Here is a 17,083-nt window from a genome sequence, read left to right as displayed (position 1 = left end):
TTTTCTTGAAAATGAAAGAGGTCAGGCCTTGATGACCCGACCTTCCGGGATGCCGGCGCGGACGCAGGCATTGCGTGTGTCCACGACGACCTTGGCGTGATCGACCACCAGCTTGTAGTCGACGTTGTCGTGATCCGTTGCGATCAGGACCGCGTCGTATCCTGCAAGCGTCTTCGCATCGAGGGCGGTCGACTTGCGGCCGGCCAGCTCCGCGTGCTCGCGGGTCGGCGGAATGACCGGAATGTAGGGGTCGTAGTAATCGACGTGCGCGCCACGGCCTTCGATCAGCTCGATGAGCTTCAGCGACGGGCTCTCGCGCATGTCATCGACGTTCTTCTTATAGGCGATGCCGAGGAGCAGAATTTTCGAACCGGTGAAGGCCTTGCCGCTGCGATCGACAGCCTCGGCGAGCTTGTTGACCACGTAGTACGGCATCCGGGTGTTGATCTGGCCGGCGAGCTCGATGAAGCGGGTCGCGATATCGTACTCGCGCGCCTTCCAGGTCAGATAGAAGGGGTCGATCGGGATGCAGTGACCACCGAGACCCGGGCCGGGATAGAACGGCATGAAGCCGAACGGCTTGGTCTTGGCGGCGTCGATCACCTCCCACACGTCGATGCCCATGGCGGCATAGACCACCTTCAGCTCGTTCACGAGGGCGATATTGACGGCACGGAAGATGTTTTCCGTCAGCTTCACGGCCTCGGCGGTCGCGGCCGACGAGACGGGAACGGTCTTCACGATGAGCTGGCTGTAGAGCGCCTCGGCCAGGGCCAGGGCATCCGCTCCGTCGCCGCCCACGACCTTCGGGATCGTCGAGGTGCCGAAATCCGGATTGCCCGGGTCCTCACGCTCGGGCGAGAAGGCCAGGAAGAAGTCCTCGCCGCTCTTCAGGCCCGTCGCCTCGAAGATCGGCTTGATCACTTCGTCGGTCGTGCCCGGATAGGTGGTGGACTCGAGAACGACGAGCTGCCCCTTCCGCAGACGCGGCGCGATGGCCCGCGCGGTGTTCTCCACATAGGAGAGATCAGGCTCGCGGTGGCGGGTCAGGGGGGTGGGGACGGCGATCAGGATGGCGTCCGGCTCGGCCAGGCGGTCGAAATCGGCTGTTGCCTGGAACTTGCCGCTGTTCACGGCCTCGCCGATCGTGGCAGCCGGAATGTGTTTGATGAAGCTCTCGCCCCGATTCAGCTGATCGACGCGGGGAGCGTCGATGTCGAAGCCGAGGACGGTGAAGCCCGCCTTCGTGGCCGCCAGGGCCAAGGGAATACCAACGTAACCCAGGCCGACGATGCCGATTCGTGCCTTACGGGCCTTGAAGCTCGCAACCAGCTCAGCAACATTCACGGGCGACGCATCGGTCTTCACCGCGCGATTTGCATGCATTTTCAGGCTCCTGACTAACCCCTTACGCAGCCTCTGGCCCACGAAATCGAAACTATCCGCCGGTCGCGGAGCGGGTAAAGACAGCGTCCTTATTTTGGCGGTGTCTGTGATGGCATTACCCATCAAAGTCAAGAGAAAGCCATGGCCCAGCTTCAGCTTTTGGTCGGCGTTTGACGGGCTCGTCTGAAAGTCCCGCCTTGCGCCGGAAGCGTCTCCGAGCCAAAAGGCCCCATGCTTCACGTCAACGACCTGACCTATCGCATCGGCGACCGGATCATTCTCGACAAGGCCACCTTCGCCCTCCCCTCAGGCAGCAAGGTCGGCCTCGTGGGACGCAATGGCGCAGGCAAGACCACCCTCTTTCGCATCGTGCAGGGAGAGGTCGCTCCCGAGAGCGGAGAGATCTCCCTCCCGCGGGGAGTGAGAATCGGCGCCGTGGCCCAGGAGGCTCCGGGCGGCCCCGAGACTCTCATCGAGGTCGTCCTGGCCGCCGACAAGGAGCGGACGACCCTTCTGGCTGAAGCCGAGACCGCCGACGGGCTGAGGCGCGCCGAGATCGAAACGCGCCTGATGGACATCGACGCCTATTCCGCTCCGGCCCGCGCAGCCGCAATCCTCCATGGCCTCGGCTTCGATGCGGAGGCCCAGAATCGTCCCTGTTCGTCCTTCTCGGGCGGCTGGCGCATGCGCGTCGCCCTGGCCGCCGTGCTGTTCGCCGCCCCGGACCTGCTGCTCCTCGACGAGCCAACGAACTATCTCGACCTCGAAGGGACGCTCTGGCTCTATGATTATCTGGGGCGCTATCCCCATACGGTCCTGGTCATCAGCCACGACCGGGAGCTGCTCGACACCTCCGTGAACCACATCCTTCATCTCGACCGCGGGAAGCTCACGATCTATCGCGGCGGCTACACCTCGTTTGCAAAGCAGCTCGCCGAGAAGCGCGAGCTGACCGCCAAGATGAAGGCGAAACAGGATGCAGAGCGCAAGCATCTCCAGTCCTTCATCGACCGTTTCAAGGCTAAGGCCTCCAAGGCCCGCCAGGCACAGTCCCGGGTCAAGAGATTAGCCAAGCTCGAACCGGTGACGACGATTGTCGAAGACGAGGTTCTTCCCTTCGACCTGCCAGGTCCGGAGCGGCCTGTCGCTCCGCCGCTCATCGCGGTCGAGAGCGTCGCCGTCGGTTATGGGGAGCGGACGATCCTCGACCGCCTGAACCTCACCATCCAGCCGGACGACCGGATCGCTCTGCTCGGGGCCAACGGCAACGGTAAGTCGACCTTCTGTAAGCTCGTGGGCGGACGGCTCCCTCCTCTCAAGGGCGACATTCGCTGGCCGACCAAAATGGAGGTGGCTTATTTCGCCCAGCATCAGGTGGATGAGCTGAACCCCTCCGCCACCGCCTACGAGCACGTGGCGGCCCTGATGCCCGACGTGCCGGTTGCCAAGGCGCGCGCCAGGGCCGCCCGCTTCGGCTTCCCGGGCGCCAAAGCGGACACTCCCGTCTCGGCCTTGTCGGGAGGCGAGAAAGCGCGCCTTCTCATGGGATTGGCGGCCTTCCAAGGCCCACATCTGCTCATTCTCGACGAGCCGACGAACCACCTGGACATCGACAGCCGGACGGCGCTGATGGAGGCGATCAACGACTATACGGGCGCCGTCATCTTGGTCAGCCACGATCGCTTCCTCATCGAGGCCTGCGCCGACCGCCTGTGGGTCGTTGGCAACGGCACCGTGAAACCCTTCGACGGCGACATGGACGATTACCGGCAGCTCGTGCTTTCCGGCGATCTGGAGCCGGAACGGCGGGGCGATCGGGAGCAGAGCGCTGCGCCCTCCCGCACCGATGAGCGCCGTGCGGCAGCCGAACTGCGGGTGGCGCTGGCTCCCTTACGAAAGAAGCTCGAGACGCTCGAAGCCCGGATGGCCAAGCTCACCGACGTGATCGGAAAGGTCGATGCGGCGCTCGCCGACGGCACGGCCTTCCAGAAGGACGCTGCCAAGGCCACGGAACTGTCCAAGATGCGGGCCGAGGCCGCCGAGACGCTCATCGCCGTCGAAGAGGAATGGCTGAGTGTCAGCGGTGAAATCGAAGCGGCGACGGCATAGCCCGTCATTCCGGGGCGAGCGAGAGCGAGAGCCCGGAACCCATAAACAACAGCCCCTTCAGGATGAGAAGCTACGGCTTCGGCTGCACTCTATCCTACTCCGCCAGCGGTTATGGATTCCGGACTTGCCTGACGGCAATCCGGAATGACGGAATAATAGTAACAGGCCTTATTTCACGACCCGATCAAGGCGGTTGTTGACGAAGAAGTAGAGTTCACGGCCGCCAGGTTCGGAATAGAGCACCTGCACCTCACGCTGGCCCTTGCCGCTTTCGCCCACGAGGACGTCGGTCGGCGTCTTGCCCTTGAGGCGCACGAGATCGCACTCGCCGATTCCCGGCTCGATTGCCGTTGCCGTTCCGGTCGCGCCTCCCTGGCATTGACCGTCGGGACCGAGAACCGGGCCCGAATAGGCCAGCGCGGCCGGCACCGGAGCCAAAGCGGCCGGCGCAGCGGCGACGACGGGAGACTCGGTCCGGCTGCTGTTGCAGGCGCCCAGAGAGAAGGCCGTGGCGACCAGCGTGGAAACAAGCGTGATGCGCATGCTGTTCTCAGTCCTTTTTGACGGCGGTCTGCGCCTGCAACGCCTTGTCGAAAAGCGCCTGCACGTCGTCCCGGAACGCCCGCCGCGATGCATTGCGCGAATAGAACATGTGACCGCCGTCGTAAACCTTGAGGGACAGGCGACGCACAGGTCCGAGATCGGGAATCTGGCTCAACTGGAGCTGAGTCGCGTAATAGGGCGTGACGAGATCCGTGAAGCCATGGGCGACGAGCACCTGCATGGAGCCATCGAGCGCCATCGCGCTCTTCAGCTCATCCGTGTTCTCCGGCGCGTCTCGTCCCCCGCCCCAGCGCCACCCACGGGCGACACTCTCGTTGAGGAGATTGTACCGACCCTCGGCCTTGTAGTTGAGGGTCCGGGTCAGATGATCGATGATCGCGCTCGTCAGGGGCGCCGTCATGGCGGACAGAACCGGGTCCTCGAACCGGGCGCCATTCGCATTGGGCTCGGGATCCGCCGTGTAGACATTGGCGTCGTAGGCGCTCACCACCTCGTTCGATTGACGCCGCAACTCCCTCTGGAAGGTCCGCGCATCGATCCGGCCGGCAAGCCGCCGGGTCAGGTCGGGGCTCAATCCGGTCAGCTCCGCGACGCGGCGGCTGACCCGGTCGACTGCCTCCCGATCCTGCAGGCCGCGCATGAGATCGGTCATGTACTCGCCCGATGCATAGCGCTCGACATCCTGCATGGTCTCGCGGGTCACGGGCCCCCGCTGCGCGCGCACCGATGCCGCGAAGGATGGAAGGAGGCCAGCCTCCGCCCAGGGAGCGCCCGAGCGCTGATTGAGCCAGCCGAAATCGAGGACCGGCGAGACGAGCACCAGCGCGTTTAATCCGATCCCCTGATCGTTCTGGAGCTTGTGAGCGAGGAGAGGCCCGCGGAAACCGCCATAGCTCTCACCGACGAAGAACTTCGGAGACCGCAAGCGACCCTTCTCCTTCAGCCAGCGCATGACGAAGGCGGCGAGACCGTCGATATCTCCCTGCACGGAATTGAAGCGCTCGCGCACCTGGTCATTGCCGAGGACGCGGCTGTAGCCCGTGCCCGGCGGGTCGATGAACACCAGATCGGTGAAATCGAGCCATGTTTCGGCATTCGGGACCAGAGTAGGAGACGCCGAAGGGCTGATGGACGGACCGTCAAGCGCGAGCCGCCAGGGTCCGATGGCCAGAAGGTTGAGATAGGCCGAGGATGCGCCCGGCCCGCCATTCACCGCAAAGGTCACCGGGCGTGTCGCGGAATCCGCGTCGTCCTGCGTATAGGCGATGAAGCCGATCTCCGCTTGAGGGGCCCCTTGCGGATCGGTCAGGGTCAGGCTGCCGGCCGTCGCCGTCAGCCGGATCGTCCGGCCCGGAAGCTCGATCGTATGATGGGTGACGGATTCCGGCGGAAGCCGTTGCGCATCGGCTGGCGGCCGCTGCCGCTGCTCCTGTGGCGCCTGAGCCCCCTGCCCTGGTCGCTCCTGAGCATAGGACATGCCCGAGGCCAGGAGTGGCAAACACAGAGCGGCGAGCAGGGACAGGCGCAGATTGCGAGACATCATGATCCATCCTCGAAGAGTTCGGTGAACGGAAGAAGACACTCTCCGTTCCCGGCGGTCAGGCCTTCCGCTGCCAGCGCCCGCGTTCGTCCTGTTGCCAATAGGTAGCGTCATGTCCCGCCTCCTTCACGGCCCGCCAATGATCGCGCGCCAGGGCGAGAGCCTGTACGTCGTTGCCGTCGAACAGGATCGCGATGCGCTGATAGGCAGTCAGATCCTCCGGCAGGTCCGCACCCTCGACGAGAAAGCGGATCTGCGATCCGTTGGGATTGCCGCCGCTCAGCGTAATCAGGACGGGCTGGTCGGCCGCGTGGGCCTCCCGGTCCGTCCCATGAGGCAGGAAGCTCTCGTCGGTGAACGTCCACAGGTGATCGTCGAGAGCCGAGAGGCGCTCCTCCGTCGTCGCCTGCACCACGGCGCGCCAACCGCGCTCCAGGGTCTTCTGGAGCAGGGTCGGCAACACCGCTTCGAGAGGCTGCTGCTGGAGATGATAGAAAAGGATCTCGGTCATGTGCTCCTGCACGAGGTTCCAACGATAACCGCAAAACCCTTTTCCGGCTCCACTCGCCTTAGCCCTCGTAGTGATCGCGTACGAGGCGGTCGAGCAGGCGCACGCCCCAGCCGGAGCTCCATCCGCGGTTGATCTCCGTCTGCGGCGAACCCATGGCCGTGCCTGCGATATCGAGATGCGCCCAGGGAACGTCGTTGACGAATTTCTGGAGCAGCGCCGCCGCGGTGCTCGATCCGCCCTGCCGGCCGGCGGAGTTCTTCATGTCGGCGAATTTCGACTCGATCATCTTGTCGAATTCGGGGCCTACCGGCATGCGCCACACGCGCTCGCCCGTCGCCTGCCCGGCCGCGGCGATGCGCTGTGCCAGCTCGTCATTGTTCGAGAACAGCCCTGCATATTCCTGCGCCAGCGCCACGAGAATCGCGCCGGTCAGGGTGGCCAGATCGATCATGAATTTCGGCTTGAAGCGGTCCTGGACATACCAGAGCACGTCGGCCAGGACGAGCCGGCCTTCAGCGTCGGTATTGATGATCTCGATGGTCTGGCCGGACATGGTGGTGACGATGTCGCCGGGGCGCTGGGCGCTGCCGTCGGGCATGTTCTCGACGAGACCGATGGCGCCGACTACGTTCGCCTTCGCCTTGCGGCTCGCCAGCGCATGCATGAGGCCGACGACGCAGGCCGCACCAGCCATGTCGCCCTTCATGTCCTCCATGCCCGCGCCGGGCTTGATCGAGATGCCGCCGGAATCGAACACCACGCCCTTGCCGACGAAGGCGATGGGCTGGGCACCCGCCTTGCCGCCGTTCCAGCGCATGACGGCGACGCGGCTGCCCCGCGTCGAGCCCTGTCCGACACCGAGCAGGGCTCGCATGCCGAGCTTCTGCATGGCCTTTTCATCGAGAATCTCGACCTCCACGCCGAGCTTCGTCAGCGCCTCCGCCCGGGCGGCGAACTCCTTCGGACCCAGCACGTTCGGCGGCTCGTTCACGAGTTCGCGTGCGATCGTCACACCCGCCGCAATGCCGTCGGCCGTCTTGGCGGCCTTTTTGACCTCGGCCGGGGCGGAAACGGCAAAGACGAAGCGGCTGGTTCCTTCCGTCTTGGTGTCGTCCTTCTTGGTCTTGTAGCGCTCGAAGCTGTAGCGCCGCAGCCGGATCCCCAAGGCCATGTCGGCAATGTTCTCCGGGGTCGCCGTGATACCGGGAAAATCAGCCATCACGGTTGCTGTTTTGGCGGACGTCTTGCTCGCCACCAAGCCGCCGAGCTGTGCCCAGTCGAGGCTGGCACGGTCCTTTTCCCCGCCCAGGCCGACAACGACGAGGCGATCCACGGAGAGCGCCGAGGGCGCGACGATGGCCATGGCGGACTTGGCCTTGCCCTTGAAGTTTTCGACCGCGGCCACCTTCGCGATCAGATCGACCGCCTTCTGGCCCAGCAGTTTGGCAACGGCGGGGGACGGCTTGAGAGCCTCGCCGACGAACACGACGACGTCGCCACCGTCGACCGCAGAAGGCGCCTGGAAGTCGATCTTGATGTTTTCGGCCATGAAATCCTCTCGAAATCGTCCGATGCGAACCATCAGCCGGTATGGACGGCTGCGACCTTTGGCGACATAACGCATTTCGCCTTCGGGATCACCCAGCTTTGCCGCGAAAGCGGCGCAATCTCAAGCTGTTGGAATGCGCCAGACTTGCCTTTTGGGCATGTGACAGAGTACCCAGGATCCAGGCGCCTGCCGCGATGGGCTTCATGACACTCCTCGAACGCTATATTCTCAAGATCACTTTCTCGGCCTTCGCCGCGTGCCTCATCGCCCTGACAGGCGTGATCTGGATCACGCAGGCGCTGCGCGAGCTCGATCTTCTGACCGGCAAGGGCCAGACCCTGTTCATCTTTTTCACGGTGACGGGCCTGTCGCTGCCGGCCCTGATCAACGTGATCTCGCCGGTGGCCCTTTTCCTTGCCACCCTCTACGCGCTGAACAAGCTCAACGGCGATTCGGAGCTGATCGTCATGAGCGCCGCCGGCATGCCGCCGCGGCGCCTTCTCCGGCCGTTTCTGGTCCTCGCCGCGTTCGTGTGCTTCGTCGTCGGGATCATCACGGTCTATCTGATGCCGGCAAGCTTTCAGGAACTGCGCAACCTCGTCACCAAGATTCGCGCCGATTTCGTGGCCACGATGGCGAAGGAAGGGCAGTTCATCACGCTCGATAACGGAATCACCTTCCATTATCGCGAGCGGTCGGGCGACGCGCTTCTCGGCATCTTCATGCAGGACCAACGGGTCAAGGACAAAGCCGTCGTCTATCTGGCCGAACGCGGGCAGACGGTCGAGTCGAACGGCCAAGCCTATCTCGTGCTCGAAAAAGGCAGCGTTCAGCGCAAGGAGCCGAACAGCCGCGATTCCTCGATCGTGGCGTTCGAACGTTACGCGGTCGATCTCGCAGCCTTCAACGAAGAGAACGGCGACATCGTCTACAAGCCGCGCGAGCGCAGCACGACCCAGCTGCTGTTTCCCGATACGAGCGAATTTCTCTATCAATATCAGGAAGGTCGCTTCAGGGCCGAGCTTCATGATCGGCTTTCGGCCTGGCTCTATCCGCTGGCCATGATGACCATCGCCTTCGCGGCCCTCGGAGAGGCGCGCACGACCCGTCAGGGGCGTGGTCTTGCCATGGCCTCCGCGGTGCTGGCGGTCGTTGCGCTGCGCATTGCCGGCTTTGCCGCCTCCAGCGCCGTCGTTCGCTCGCCCTTGGCCGTGATCGGCGTTTACGGCGCCCCTCTGTTCGCCATCGCCACCTCATTGCTGCTGATTTTCCAGGGATCGGCGCTGCGGGCCGTCCGGGCAAGAACGAACGCCCTCTTCCGGGCGCTTCTCCCCTCCCGGCTCACCAAACTCCAGAAGGCTTGAGCATGCTGATCGGCGCGACGCTCGGGGGCTATTTCTCCCGGCAGTTCCTGAAGATGATCTTTCTCGTCTTCGCTACGGTCTTTGCCCTCGCCTATACGCTGGATTTCGTCGAACTCATGCGTCGGGCGGGCGAGACCGAGGGGGCGACCCCGGCCCTGATGGCGCAGCTCGCCCTCTTCCGGACCCCGGCGATTGCCGAGCAGATCATGCCTTTCGCGATCCTTTTCGGCAGCATGGCAAGCCTTCTTCAGCTCAGCCGCAAGCTCGAGCTCGTGGTGGCCCGCGCGGCCGGCGTCTCGGCCTGGCAGTTCCTGCAGCCGGGCCTCTTCGTTGCCCTTCTGATCGGCGTCCTGTCGATCACGGTCTACAATCCCGTTTCGGCCGTCCTCAAGCAGCGGGCCACCAATATCGAGGCGAAAGTCTTCGCAAAGGCCTTCCAGCCCAACGGAAAGGCCCTGTGGCTGCGCCAGAAAAGCATCGACGGGCAGGCGATCTTCCGGGCGGAGGGATCGCTCGCCGATTCGGCGACACTCACCGGGGTGACGATCTACACCTTCGATAATACGGGTGCCTTCAGCCAGCGAATCGAGGCGAGCGAGGCGACGCTCCATGAGGGTTACTGGGAGATCAAGGACGCGCGGGTTCTCTCCGCTGTCGAGGAGCCCCACGTCTACGAGCGCTATATGATCGCCTCGAATTTGCAGCCGTCCCAGGTCCGGCAAAGCTTTACCGATCCGGACGCGGTGCCTTTCTGGAAGCTCAAGGAGACCATTGACCGGCTCCAGAAAGCCGACCTCAACACCACGGCCTACAGGCTCCATTATGATGTGCTTCTGGCCCGTCCGCTGCTCTTCATCGCCATGGTTTTCGTAGCGGCATCCGTTTCGTTAAGATTCTTTCGATTTGGTGGTGTGGCGATGATGGTTCTGGGTGGCGTCGCCGCTGGCTTCGTGCTTTATGTCGCCACGGAGCTTATGGCGGAGCTTGGTGCCTCCGGAATCATCAGTACGATGGTCGCCGCCTGGCTCCCTGCTGTCGTGGGCAGCTTGTTGGGGACGCTCGCCTTATTGTACCAAGAGGACGGTTGACGGCCCTCGAGGGACAGGCCTTGCAAGGAGTGATGATGGCTCGGGTCAAGACAACGATCGCAATCTCTGCGGTCGCGATGGCGCTTCTCTGTGCCGTCGTGTCGACCCCTGTTGTTGCCCAGACCTTGAATGAGCGCTTCGGGAGCCCGGCCCAGTCCGGCTCCGGCAACGACCGTCTCCTGGTCGATGCCAAGGAAATCATCTACAACAACGACAAGAACACGATCTCGGCCTCCGGCGACGTCCAGCTGAACTACCAGGGCCGGACCCTTCAGGCCGATCGCGTCACCTATGATCGGAACACCGGCCGCGTCTATGCGGAAGGCAATGCCCGCCTGACCGATGAGCATGGCGGTATCACCACGGGATCTCGATTCGAGCTCACGGACGATTTCAAGAACGGGTTCATCGATTCGCTGCGTGTGGTGCAGAAGACCGTCCAGAACGGCGTGCCGATCACGACTCGCTTCTCCTCCCCCCGTGCCGAACGGGCCGAGGGCGAGACCACCGTTTTCGAGCGCGGCACCTATACGGCCTGCGAGCCCTGCAAGGAGAATCCGGAAAAGCCGCCGCTCTGGCAGGTGAAGGCCGCGAAGATCATTCACAACAACAGCGAGCAGACCATCTACTACGAGGATGCGACGCTTGAGATTTATGGAATTCCGGTCGCCTATCTGCCGTATTTCTGGACGCCGGATCCGACGGTCAAGCGCAAGACCGGCTTCCTGTCGCCCCGTTACGTCTATTCGAGCGCGCTCGGATACGGTGCGTCGATTCCGTTCTTCTGGAACCTCGCTCCGAACTACGACCTCACCTTCACGCCCACCTATCTGAGCCGGCAGGGCTTCCTCGGCCAGGTGGAATGGCGCCATCGACTCGACAACGGCTTCTACAACATCCGCGCCACGGGGATTTCTCAGCAGGATCCTGGCGCCTTCCTGCCCTCTCCCAGCGGTCCGGGCGACCGGACGGAGCGAGGGTCGCTGGAATCCACCGGCCTCTTCTACATCAACGAGCGCTGGAAGTGGGGCTGGGATGTCGCGCTCCTGTCCGACAAGTGGTTCCTCACGAACTATCGCGTCCGCAGCGAGAGCCTCAATACGGTTTACGTAAAGGAGTCGATCTCGACGCTCTACCTTCAGGGGCTCGGAGATCGCTCGTTCTTCGACATGCGCGGCTATTACTTCCAGGGCCTGTCGAGCACCGACTGGCAGAAGCAGCAGCCTGTCGTTGCCCCGGTCGTCGACTACAACAAGCGCATCACGCCCGCCGGCATCGGTGGCGAGCTGACGATCGATGCCAATGTCACGAGCCTGACGCGGCAGGCGGCTCAATATCAGCAGATTCCGAAGGCGACCACATTCCTCTTCGGCCTTTATGAAACCTGCGCGATCTTCGACAAAAGCTCCTGCCTGGTGCGCGGCATCAGCGGAACGACGACCCGTGCGTCGCTGAACCTGTCGTGGCGGCGTGAGTTCATCGATCCCGTCGGCCAGGTCTGGACGCCCTTCACTTACCTGCGAGGCGATGCGTTCCGGGTTTCGCCGGACATCACCGGCTTCCAGAATAACGAGCTGCCGAACTTCATCAGCGGTGAAGAGAATTACGCCTTCCGCGGCATGCCGGCCATCGGTCTGGAATACCGCTTCCCGTTCGTCGCCAGCTTGGGTACCTCGGGCAAGCAGGTGATCGAACCGATCGCCCAGATCATCGCTCGCCCGAGCGAAACCCGGATCGGCACACTGCCGAACGAGGATGCACAGAGCCTCGTCTTCGAGGACACGTCCCTCTTCGATTGGGACAAGTTCTCCGGCTACGACCGTGCGGAAGGCGGAACGCGGGCCAATGTAGGCATCCAGTACACGGTCACCGGAGCGAACGACTTTTACGCCAACATCCTGTTCGGCCAGTCCTATCAGCTTGCCGGCACGAACTCCTTCGCCAAGCCAGACCTGGTGAATACCGGCCTCGAGTCCGGTCTCGACACCCGCGTCTCCGACTATGTGGGCCGGTTCCAGCTCTCGCCCAACAAGAACTTCACGTTCGTGACGCGCGGTCGCTTTGACAAGGACAACTTCGATCTCAATCGCCTCGAGGCGGGCATTACGGCGAACTTCAACCCGTACATCCCATTCTCGGCAAGCCTGACCTATGCTCGCTATGCGGCTCAGCCCGAGATCGGCTTCGATCACCGGCGCGAAGGCATCCTGACCTCGGGAACATGGAACATCACGCCGAACTGGTACGTGACAGGCTCGCTGCTTCTCGATCTCGATCGCTACCTCCTGGCCCGCGACAATTTTGCGACGCAGTTTGCGGTCAATCCGGCAACGGCCGTCTACAACCGCCAGAATTCCGTCTATGTCAGCTCCATGTCCCTGGGTCTCGGCTATATCGACGAATGCACGACCTTCTCGGTAAGCTATTCCGTGTCGCCGCGCGATGTGTCGCTCACCTCGGGTGAGAAGGACCGCAATCACACAGTTCTGCTCCGGCTCGAGCTTAAGACCCTAGGCGAGGTGTCGTTCAATCAGACCCTCAACGGCGGTTCCTCTTCGCAAGACGGCATTGCGGCCCAGTGACCGCCACGGCGTCTCGCCCGCTTCTCCTGACGCAAGGTGATCCCGCCGGCATCGGCCCCGAACTGACCTTGAAGGCGTGGCTCCAGCGTAAGGAGGCACGCCTGCCTCCCTTCGCAATCCTCACCGATCCCGTTTTCCTGACCCGCGTCGCCGAGACCTTCGGCTGGGACGTGCCGATTCAGAGCGTCGCACCGGAGGAAGCGGTTTCGGTTTTCGACACGGCCCTTCCGGTCATCCCCCTCCTGGCGAATGTTTCGGCCAACTCCGGAAAGCCCGACCCGTCAAACGCCCGGTCAATCATCGAATCCATCGAGACCGCCGTTACTTTGGTGAGGAACGGAGCCGGCGCCGCCGTTGTCACGAACCCGATCGCGAAGCACGTCCTCTACCAAGCCGGGTTCACTCATCCCGGTCATACGGAGTTTCTTGCCTCATTGGCGTCCGACGGTGGGGATACGCCTCATCCGGTGATGATGCTGTGGAGCGAGACCCTCGCCGTGGTGCCCGTGACCGTCCATATTCCCCTCGCATCGGTTCCGATGGCCCTGACGACGGACCTGATCGTCCGCACCGGGCGGATCGTTGCGCGTGATCTCCGGAGCCGGTTCGGTATCGCCCATCCGCGGCTCGCCCTGGCCGGGCTCAATCCCCATGCCGGCGAGAACGGCACCATGGGACGCGAGGACGACGACATCGTCGCCCCCGCTATCGCGGCCCTGCGCGCGGAGGGCATCGAAGCAACGGGGCCCCTGCCTGCGGACACCATGTTCCACGCACGGGCCCGCAGCCGCTACGATGCGGCGCTCGCCATGTATCACGATCAGGCCCTGATCCCGATCAAGACCATCGCCTTCGACGACGCCGTCAACGTGACCCTGGGGCTTCCCTTCGTGCGGACCTCGCCCGATCACGGCACCGCCTTCGATATCGCCGGAAAGGGTCTTGCGCGGCCGGACAGCCTCATGGCGGCCCTTGGCCTTGCGGCTCACCTCTCCGCGGGAGCGCACGAGCGATGAGCCGGATCGACGATCTGCCACCGCTTCGCGAGGTGGTCCATGCCCATGGATTAATGGCGAAGAAGTCCCTCGGGCAGAACTTCCTGTTCGATCTCAACCTGACGAGCCGCATCGCGCGCTCCGCGGGGCCTTTGGAGAACGCGACCGTGATCGAAGTCGGTCCCGGCCCGGGCGGCCTGACCCGTGCGATTCTGGCGGCGGGGGCCCATAAGCTCATCGCCATCGAGCGGGATGCGCGCTGCCTTCCGGCCCTGGCAGAGATTGCGGCCCATTATCCGGGCCGGCTCGATGTGGTCGAGGCAGATGCACTCGCCTTCGATCCGAGGCCTCTGGTTGGCGACGGCACCGTCCGGATCATCTCCAACCTGCCCTACAATGTCGGGACGGCCCTTCTGATCGGATGGCTCACGGGCGAGGCCTGGCCGCCCTGGTGGACCTCGCTGACCCTGATGTTTCAGCGTGAGGTCGCAGAACGGATCGTCGCCACCGAGAAGAATCCGAAGGATTACGGTCGCCTGGGCGTTCTCTGTGGCTGGCGGACCGAAGCGCGGATCCTCTTCGACGTCCCGCCCTCCGCCTTCGTGCCTCCTCCCAAGATCACGTCGAGCATCGTCCACCTCACACCGCGCCAAGCCCCCCTGCCGTGCCGCGTCCAGAGCCTGGAGGCCGTCACGCGAGCCGCCTTCGGTCAGCGTCGGAAGATGCTTCGCCAGAGCCTGAAGTCTTTGCTGCCGGACCCGAGCGCCCTCATCGCCGCCGCCGGGCTGGATGAAACGATCAGGGCCGAGAACGTACCGATCGCAGGCTATGTCGCGCTGGCGAACTCTCTCGATGCCGTGCGGGGCTCAGGCGGCCGTTCTTCACAGCCTCCGCAAGAGTAGCGATCGCTGAGAGGATGGCCGCGAGAATCCGCAGCCATCCCAGCTTCACTAGCGCGCCACAGGCTCCCCATATGATGGATTCATCACGGCAAGGCAGGCAGCCGCCGCTTCGCGCCCCTTGACCTCGAAGTGGCCCGCGAAAAATGCCTGATGCGCATCGTGTTCATGGAAATGATGCGGCGTGAGCACTGCGGACAAGACGGGGATATCCGTGTCGAGTTGGACACGCATCAGACCCGAGATGACCGCATCAGCCACGAATTCGTGGCGATAGATGCCACCATTCACCACGAAACCTGATGCCACGACGGCATCGTAGTGCCTGCTGGCCGCCAGCTTCTTGACCAGGAGAGGAATCTCGAAAGCGCCCGGCACTTCGTAGAGATCGATGGAATCGCGATTCAGGCCACCCTCTTCCATGGCGAGGAGGAATGCGTCCCGACAGCGGTCGACAATATCCTTGTGCCAGCAGGATTGGATGAAGGCGACCCGTCGCATCGGAAGAGGCAATCCCTCCTCGGTGGAATTGCGGGCACCTGCGGTTCGGGTTTGGACAGACTGATTCATGTTGGCTTCCTTTCATGGCCTGAGACATGAATCAGGGCATGCGGAAGCGGCGATACGGCCGCGTCTTTCGGCAGCCGTCGCAACAACCGATCTCTTTCATCCGGACTATGACCGTCGGCTTCGGAATCGCACCGAATCTGCTGACCTCCTCATCATCGATGAAGAGCGCTCGCGGGCTTGTGGAGCTTCCCCCATTTACCGCCGGTGGGGACTTTCACCCCGCCCTGAGATCATCACTCGCATCATGTGCGAGCCCACGGAGTAAAGAACGTCGTCGCTTCCTTGGCAACGATTCTGTTCTGCATGATCAACGCTCGCAGGCGCGATCCTTCGCGAGGGCCGAGAAAGAGCAGCGAGCTGTCGCTTACTCGACAGGCGCGGCGAGCAGATCGTCGATGAAGCCGCCGAGTTCCACTTGACGCTCGCGGCGCAGACGTTCAGCTGCCAGGATCGCCTTCAGATCGCCGAAGGTGCGATCGAGATCGTCGTTGACGAGCACATAATCGTAGGCCCCCCACTGAGCGATCTCTTCGCGCGCGTTACGCAAGCGCCGGGCGATCACTTCCGGCGTGTCCTCCGCGCGGCGCTCCAGCCGCGCCTTCAGTTCGGCCATGGAGGGCGGCAGGATGAAGACGCTGACCACGTCGGAGCGCATCTTCTCGACGATCTGCTTGGTGCCCTGCCAGTCGATGTCGAACATCACGTCCTCGCCGCGGGCGAGAGCCTGCTCCACCGGCTTGCGCGGCGTGCCGTAGTAATTGCCGTGCACCTGCGCCCATTCGAGCAGATCGCTCCGATCGCGCATTTCCTCGAAATCGGGAATGCTGTCGATGAAATGGTAATGCACGCCGTTGATCTCGGAGGGACGCTTGGCGCGGGTCGTCACGGAGATCGAGAGACGGATGCCCCGATCCTCACGCACGAGGTTGCGCGTCAGTGTCGATTTCCCGGCGCCGGATGGAGAGGACAGGATCAGCAACAGGCCGCGTCGCTTGAGGTCAATCACTTTCAACTCCGTCATTCCACGTTCTGAACCTGCTCGCGGAACTGCTCGATCACGGCCTTCAATTCAAGGCCGATCCGCGACAGCGACACATCATTGGCCTTGGCACAGAGCGTGTTCGCCTCGCGGCCGAATTCCTGGGCAAGAAAATCGAGTCTCCGGCCGACCGCGCCGCCTTCGGAGATTAGGCTACGCGCGGCGTCCACATGGGCGCGCAGCCGGTCGAGCTCCTCCCGGATATCGGCGCGCGCCGCGATGAGCACGGCCTCCTGATGCAGACGCGCCGCGTCGAGCGCGGAGGCGGTCTCCAGGATCTGCGCGATCTGAGTCTCCAGTCGCGCCCTGATCGCCTCGGGCCGACGCGCCGGAGCCGCCTCCGCCTGGTCCACAAGGCCCGAAATCAGATCGAGCTGCTGCTGCAGAATGCCGGCGAGCGCCTGCCCCTCCTGGAGCCGCGCCGTCTTCAAGGATTCGATCAGACCCGCCACGGCGCTCTTAAGCGCGGGAAGGAGTGTCTCATCCTGCCCCGGTTCGGTCGCACCCTCATCGACCTCGACCACACCCCGTATGGCCAAAAGACCGTCGAGGGATGCCGGCTTCACCGTCTCCGGCAGGGAGAGCTGGCCTATGGCGTTCACGAGGGATTGCAGCGCCTCCTGATTGACCCGCAACTTCGGCGTCGTCGAAGCGCGGGAGAGGCTCAGGTTCAGCTGTCCCTGGCCACGAGTCAGCGCCTTGAGGATCTGGCTCCGCGCCTCCTCCCCGATGGCGTCGAGGCCGGCCGGTGTCCGCACGCGCACCTCGAGCCCCCGGCCGTTGACGGTCTTGATCTCCCAGACCCATTGATAAGGACCGGTAATGCCGGCTTCGCGGGCGAAGCCGGTCATGCTCGCAATGGACATGCAGTGAACCTCAGGCGCGTC

14 protein-coding genes and 1 riboswitch are annotated in these 17,083 nt (G+C 63.5%); of the genes, 6 read left to right on the top strand and 8 right to left on the bottom strand.

Annotated features, from left to right (window positions below):
- Window positions 1-21 precede the first annotated feature (21 nt).
- Complete coding sequence (locus K9B37_RS16895) at window positions 22-1,386, bottom strand: nucleotide sugar dehydrogenase (protein ID WP_224314712.1); 1,365 nt, start codon at window positions 1,384-1,386, stop codon at window positions 22-24.
- 231 nt (window positions 1,387-1,617) lie between these two features.
- Between K9B37_RS16895 and K9B37_RS16890 the strand changes: the two genes are divergently transcribed.
- A complete protein-coding gene (locus K9B37_RS16890; RefSeq protein ID WP_224314711.1) occupies window positions 1,618-3,495 on the top strand; it encodes an ABC-F family ATP-binding cassette domain-containing protein in 1,878 nt (625 codons plus the stop codon).
- Window positions 3,496-3,663: 168 nt separating this feature from the next.
- Here K9B37_RS16890 and K9B37_RS16885 read toward each other — a convergent pair whose 3' ends face one another.
- Genes K9B37_RS16885 through K9B37_RS16870 form a run of 4 tightly spaced genes read right to left on the bottom strand, consistent with a single transcriptional unit; the run spans window position 3,664 to window position 7,659 of the window.
- Entirely contained in the window at window positions 3,664-4,038 is a 375-nt protein-coding gene (locus tag K9B37_RS16885) for a hypothetical protein (protein WP_224314710.1), read from the bottom strand.
- Window positions 4,039-4,045: 7 nt separating this feature from the next.
- Complete coding sequence (locus tag K9B37_RS16880) at window positions 4,046-5,602, bottom strand: S10 family peptidase (protein ID WP_224314709.1); 1,557 nt, start codon at window positions 5,600-5,602, stop codon at window positions 4,046-4,048.
- 55 nt (window positions 5,603-5,657) lie between these two features.
- Window positions 5,658-6,110 (bottom strand): DNA polymerase III subunit chi, encoded by a 453-nt coding sequence (locus K9B37_RS16875; protein WP_224314708.1) that lies wholly within the window; start codon window positions 6,108-6,110, stop codon window positions 5,658-5,660.
- Window positions 6,111-6,168: 58 nt separating this feature from the next.
- The gene (locus K9B37_RS16870) at window positions 6,169-7,659 is read right to left on the bottom strand and encodes a leucyl aminopeptidase (RefSeq protein ID WP_224314707.1); all 1,491 of its coding nucleotides are present in this window, start codon (window positions 7,657-7,659) and stop codon (window positions 6,169-6,171) included.
- Between the two features lie 203 nt (window positions 7,660-7,862).
- On the opposite strand from K9B37_RS16870, the gene lptF reads away from it, so the two are divergent.
- From lptF to rsmA, 5 genes are read left to right on the top strand one after another with little or no spacing between them, the layout of a single operon-like run.
- Window positions 7,863-9,023 carry an LPS export ABC transporter permease LptF gene (gene lptF, locus K9B37_RS16865; RefSeq protein WP_224314706.1) on the top strand — a complete coding sequence of 387 codons (1,161 nt, stop codon included), beginning with the start codon at window positions 7,863-7,865 and terminating at the stop codon, window positions 9,021-9,023.
- Window positions 9,024-9,025: 2 nt separating this feature from the next.
- The gene (lptG, locus tag K9B37_RS16860) at window positions 9,026-10,111 is read left to right on the top strand and encodes an LPS export ABC transporter permease LptG (RefSeq protein WP_224314705.1); all 1,086 of its coding nucleotides are present in this window, start codon (window positions 9,026-9,028) and stop codon (window positions 10,109-10,111) included.
- A gap of 32 nt (window positions 10,112-10,143) precedes the next feature.
- Entirely contained in the window at window positions 10,144-12,693 is a 2,550-nt protein-coding gene (locus tag K9B37_RS16855; protein WP_439651746.1) for an LPS-assembly protein LptD, read from the top strand.
- Window positions 12,690-13,709, top strand: a complete 1,020-nt coding sequence (gene pdxA, locus K9B37_RS16850; RefSeq protein WP_224314703.1) for a 4-hydroxythreonine-4-phosphate dehydrogenase PdxA — start codon at window positions 12,690-12,692, stop codon at window positions 13,707-13,709. The genes K9B37_RS16855 and pdxA overlap by 4 nt, the downstream gene beginning before the upstream one ends.
- Window positions 13,706-14,590: a 16S rRNA (adenine(1518)-N(6)/adenine(1519)-N(6))-dimethyltransferase RsmA gene (gene rsmA, locus K9B37_RS16845; RefSeq protein WP_224314702.1), complete on the top strand. Its 885-nt coding sequence runs from the start codon at window positions 13,706-13,708 to the stop codon at window positions 14,588-14,590. Before pdxA ends, rsmA begins: the two co-directional genes overlap by 4 nt.
- A gap of 48 nt (window positions 14,591-14,638) precedes the next feature.
- Here rsmA and K9B37_RS16840 read toward each other — a convergent pair whose 3' ends face one another.
- From K9B37_RS16840 to K9B37_RS16830, 3 genes are all read right to left on the bottom strand, one after another.
- Window positions 14,639-15,157: a 6,7-dimethyl-8-ribityllumazine synthase gene (locus K9B37_RS16840; RefSeq protein WP_224314701.1), complete on the bottom strand. Its 519-nt coding sequence runs from the start codon at window positions 15,155-15,157 to the stop codon at window positions 14,639-14,641.
- Between the two features lie 84 nt (window positions 15,158-15,241).
- Window positions 15,242-15,393: riboswitch (FMN riboswitch) on the bottom strand.
- A gap of 128 nt (window positions 15,394-15,521) precedes the next feature.
- A complete protein-coding gene (gene gmk, locus K9B37_RS16835) occupies window positions 15,522-16,178 on the bottom strand; it encodes a guanylate kinase (protein ID WP_224314700.1) in 657 nt (218 codons plus the stop codon).
- Window positions 16,175-17,062 carry a YicC/YloC family endoribonuclease gene (locus tag K9B37_RS16830; protein ID WP_224314699.1) on the bottom strand — a complete coding sequence of 296 codons (888 nt, stop codon included), beginning with the start codon at window positions 17,060-17,062 and terminating at the stop codon, window positions 16,175-16,177. Before K9B37_RS16830 ends, gmk begins: the two co-directional genes overlap by 4 nt.
- Window positions 17,063-17,083: the final 21 nt, after the last annotated feature.

The organism is Microvirga puerhi (genome assembly GCF_020089865.1).
Lineage (GTDB): Bacteria > Pseudomonadota > Alphaproteobacteria > Rhizobiales > Beijerinckiaceae > Microvirga > Microvirga puerhi.
The sequence above is the reverse complement of the archived record's forward strand: the minus strand, read 5'-3'. Positions and strand labels throughout refer to the sequence as shown.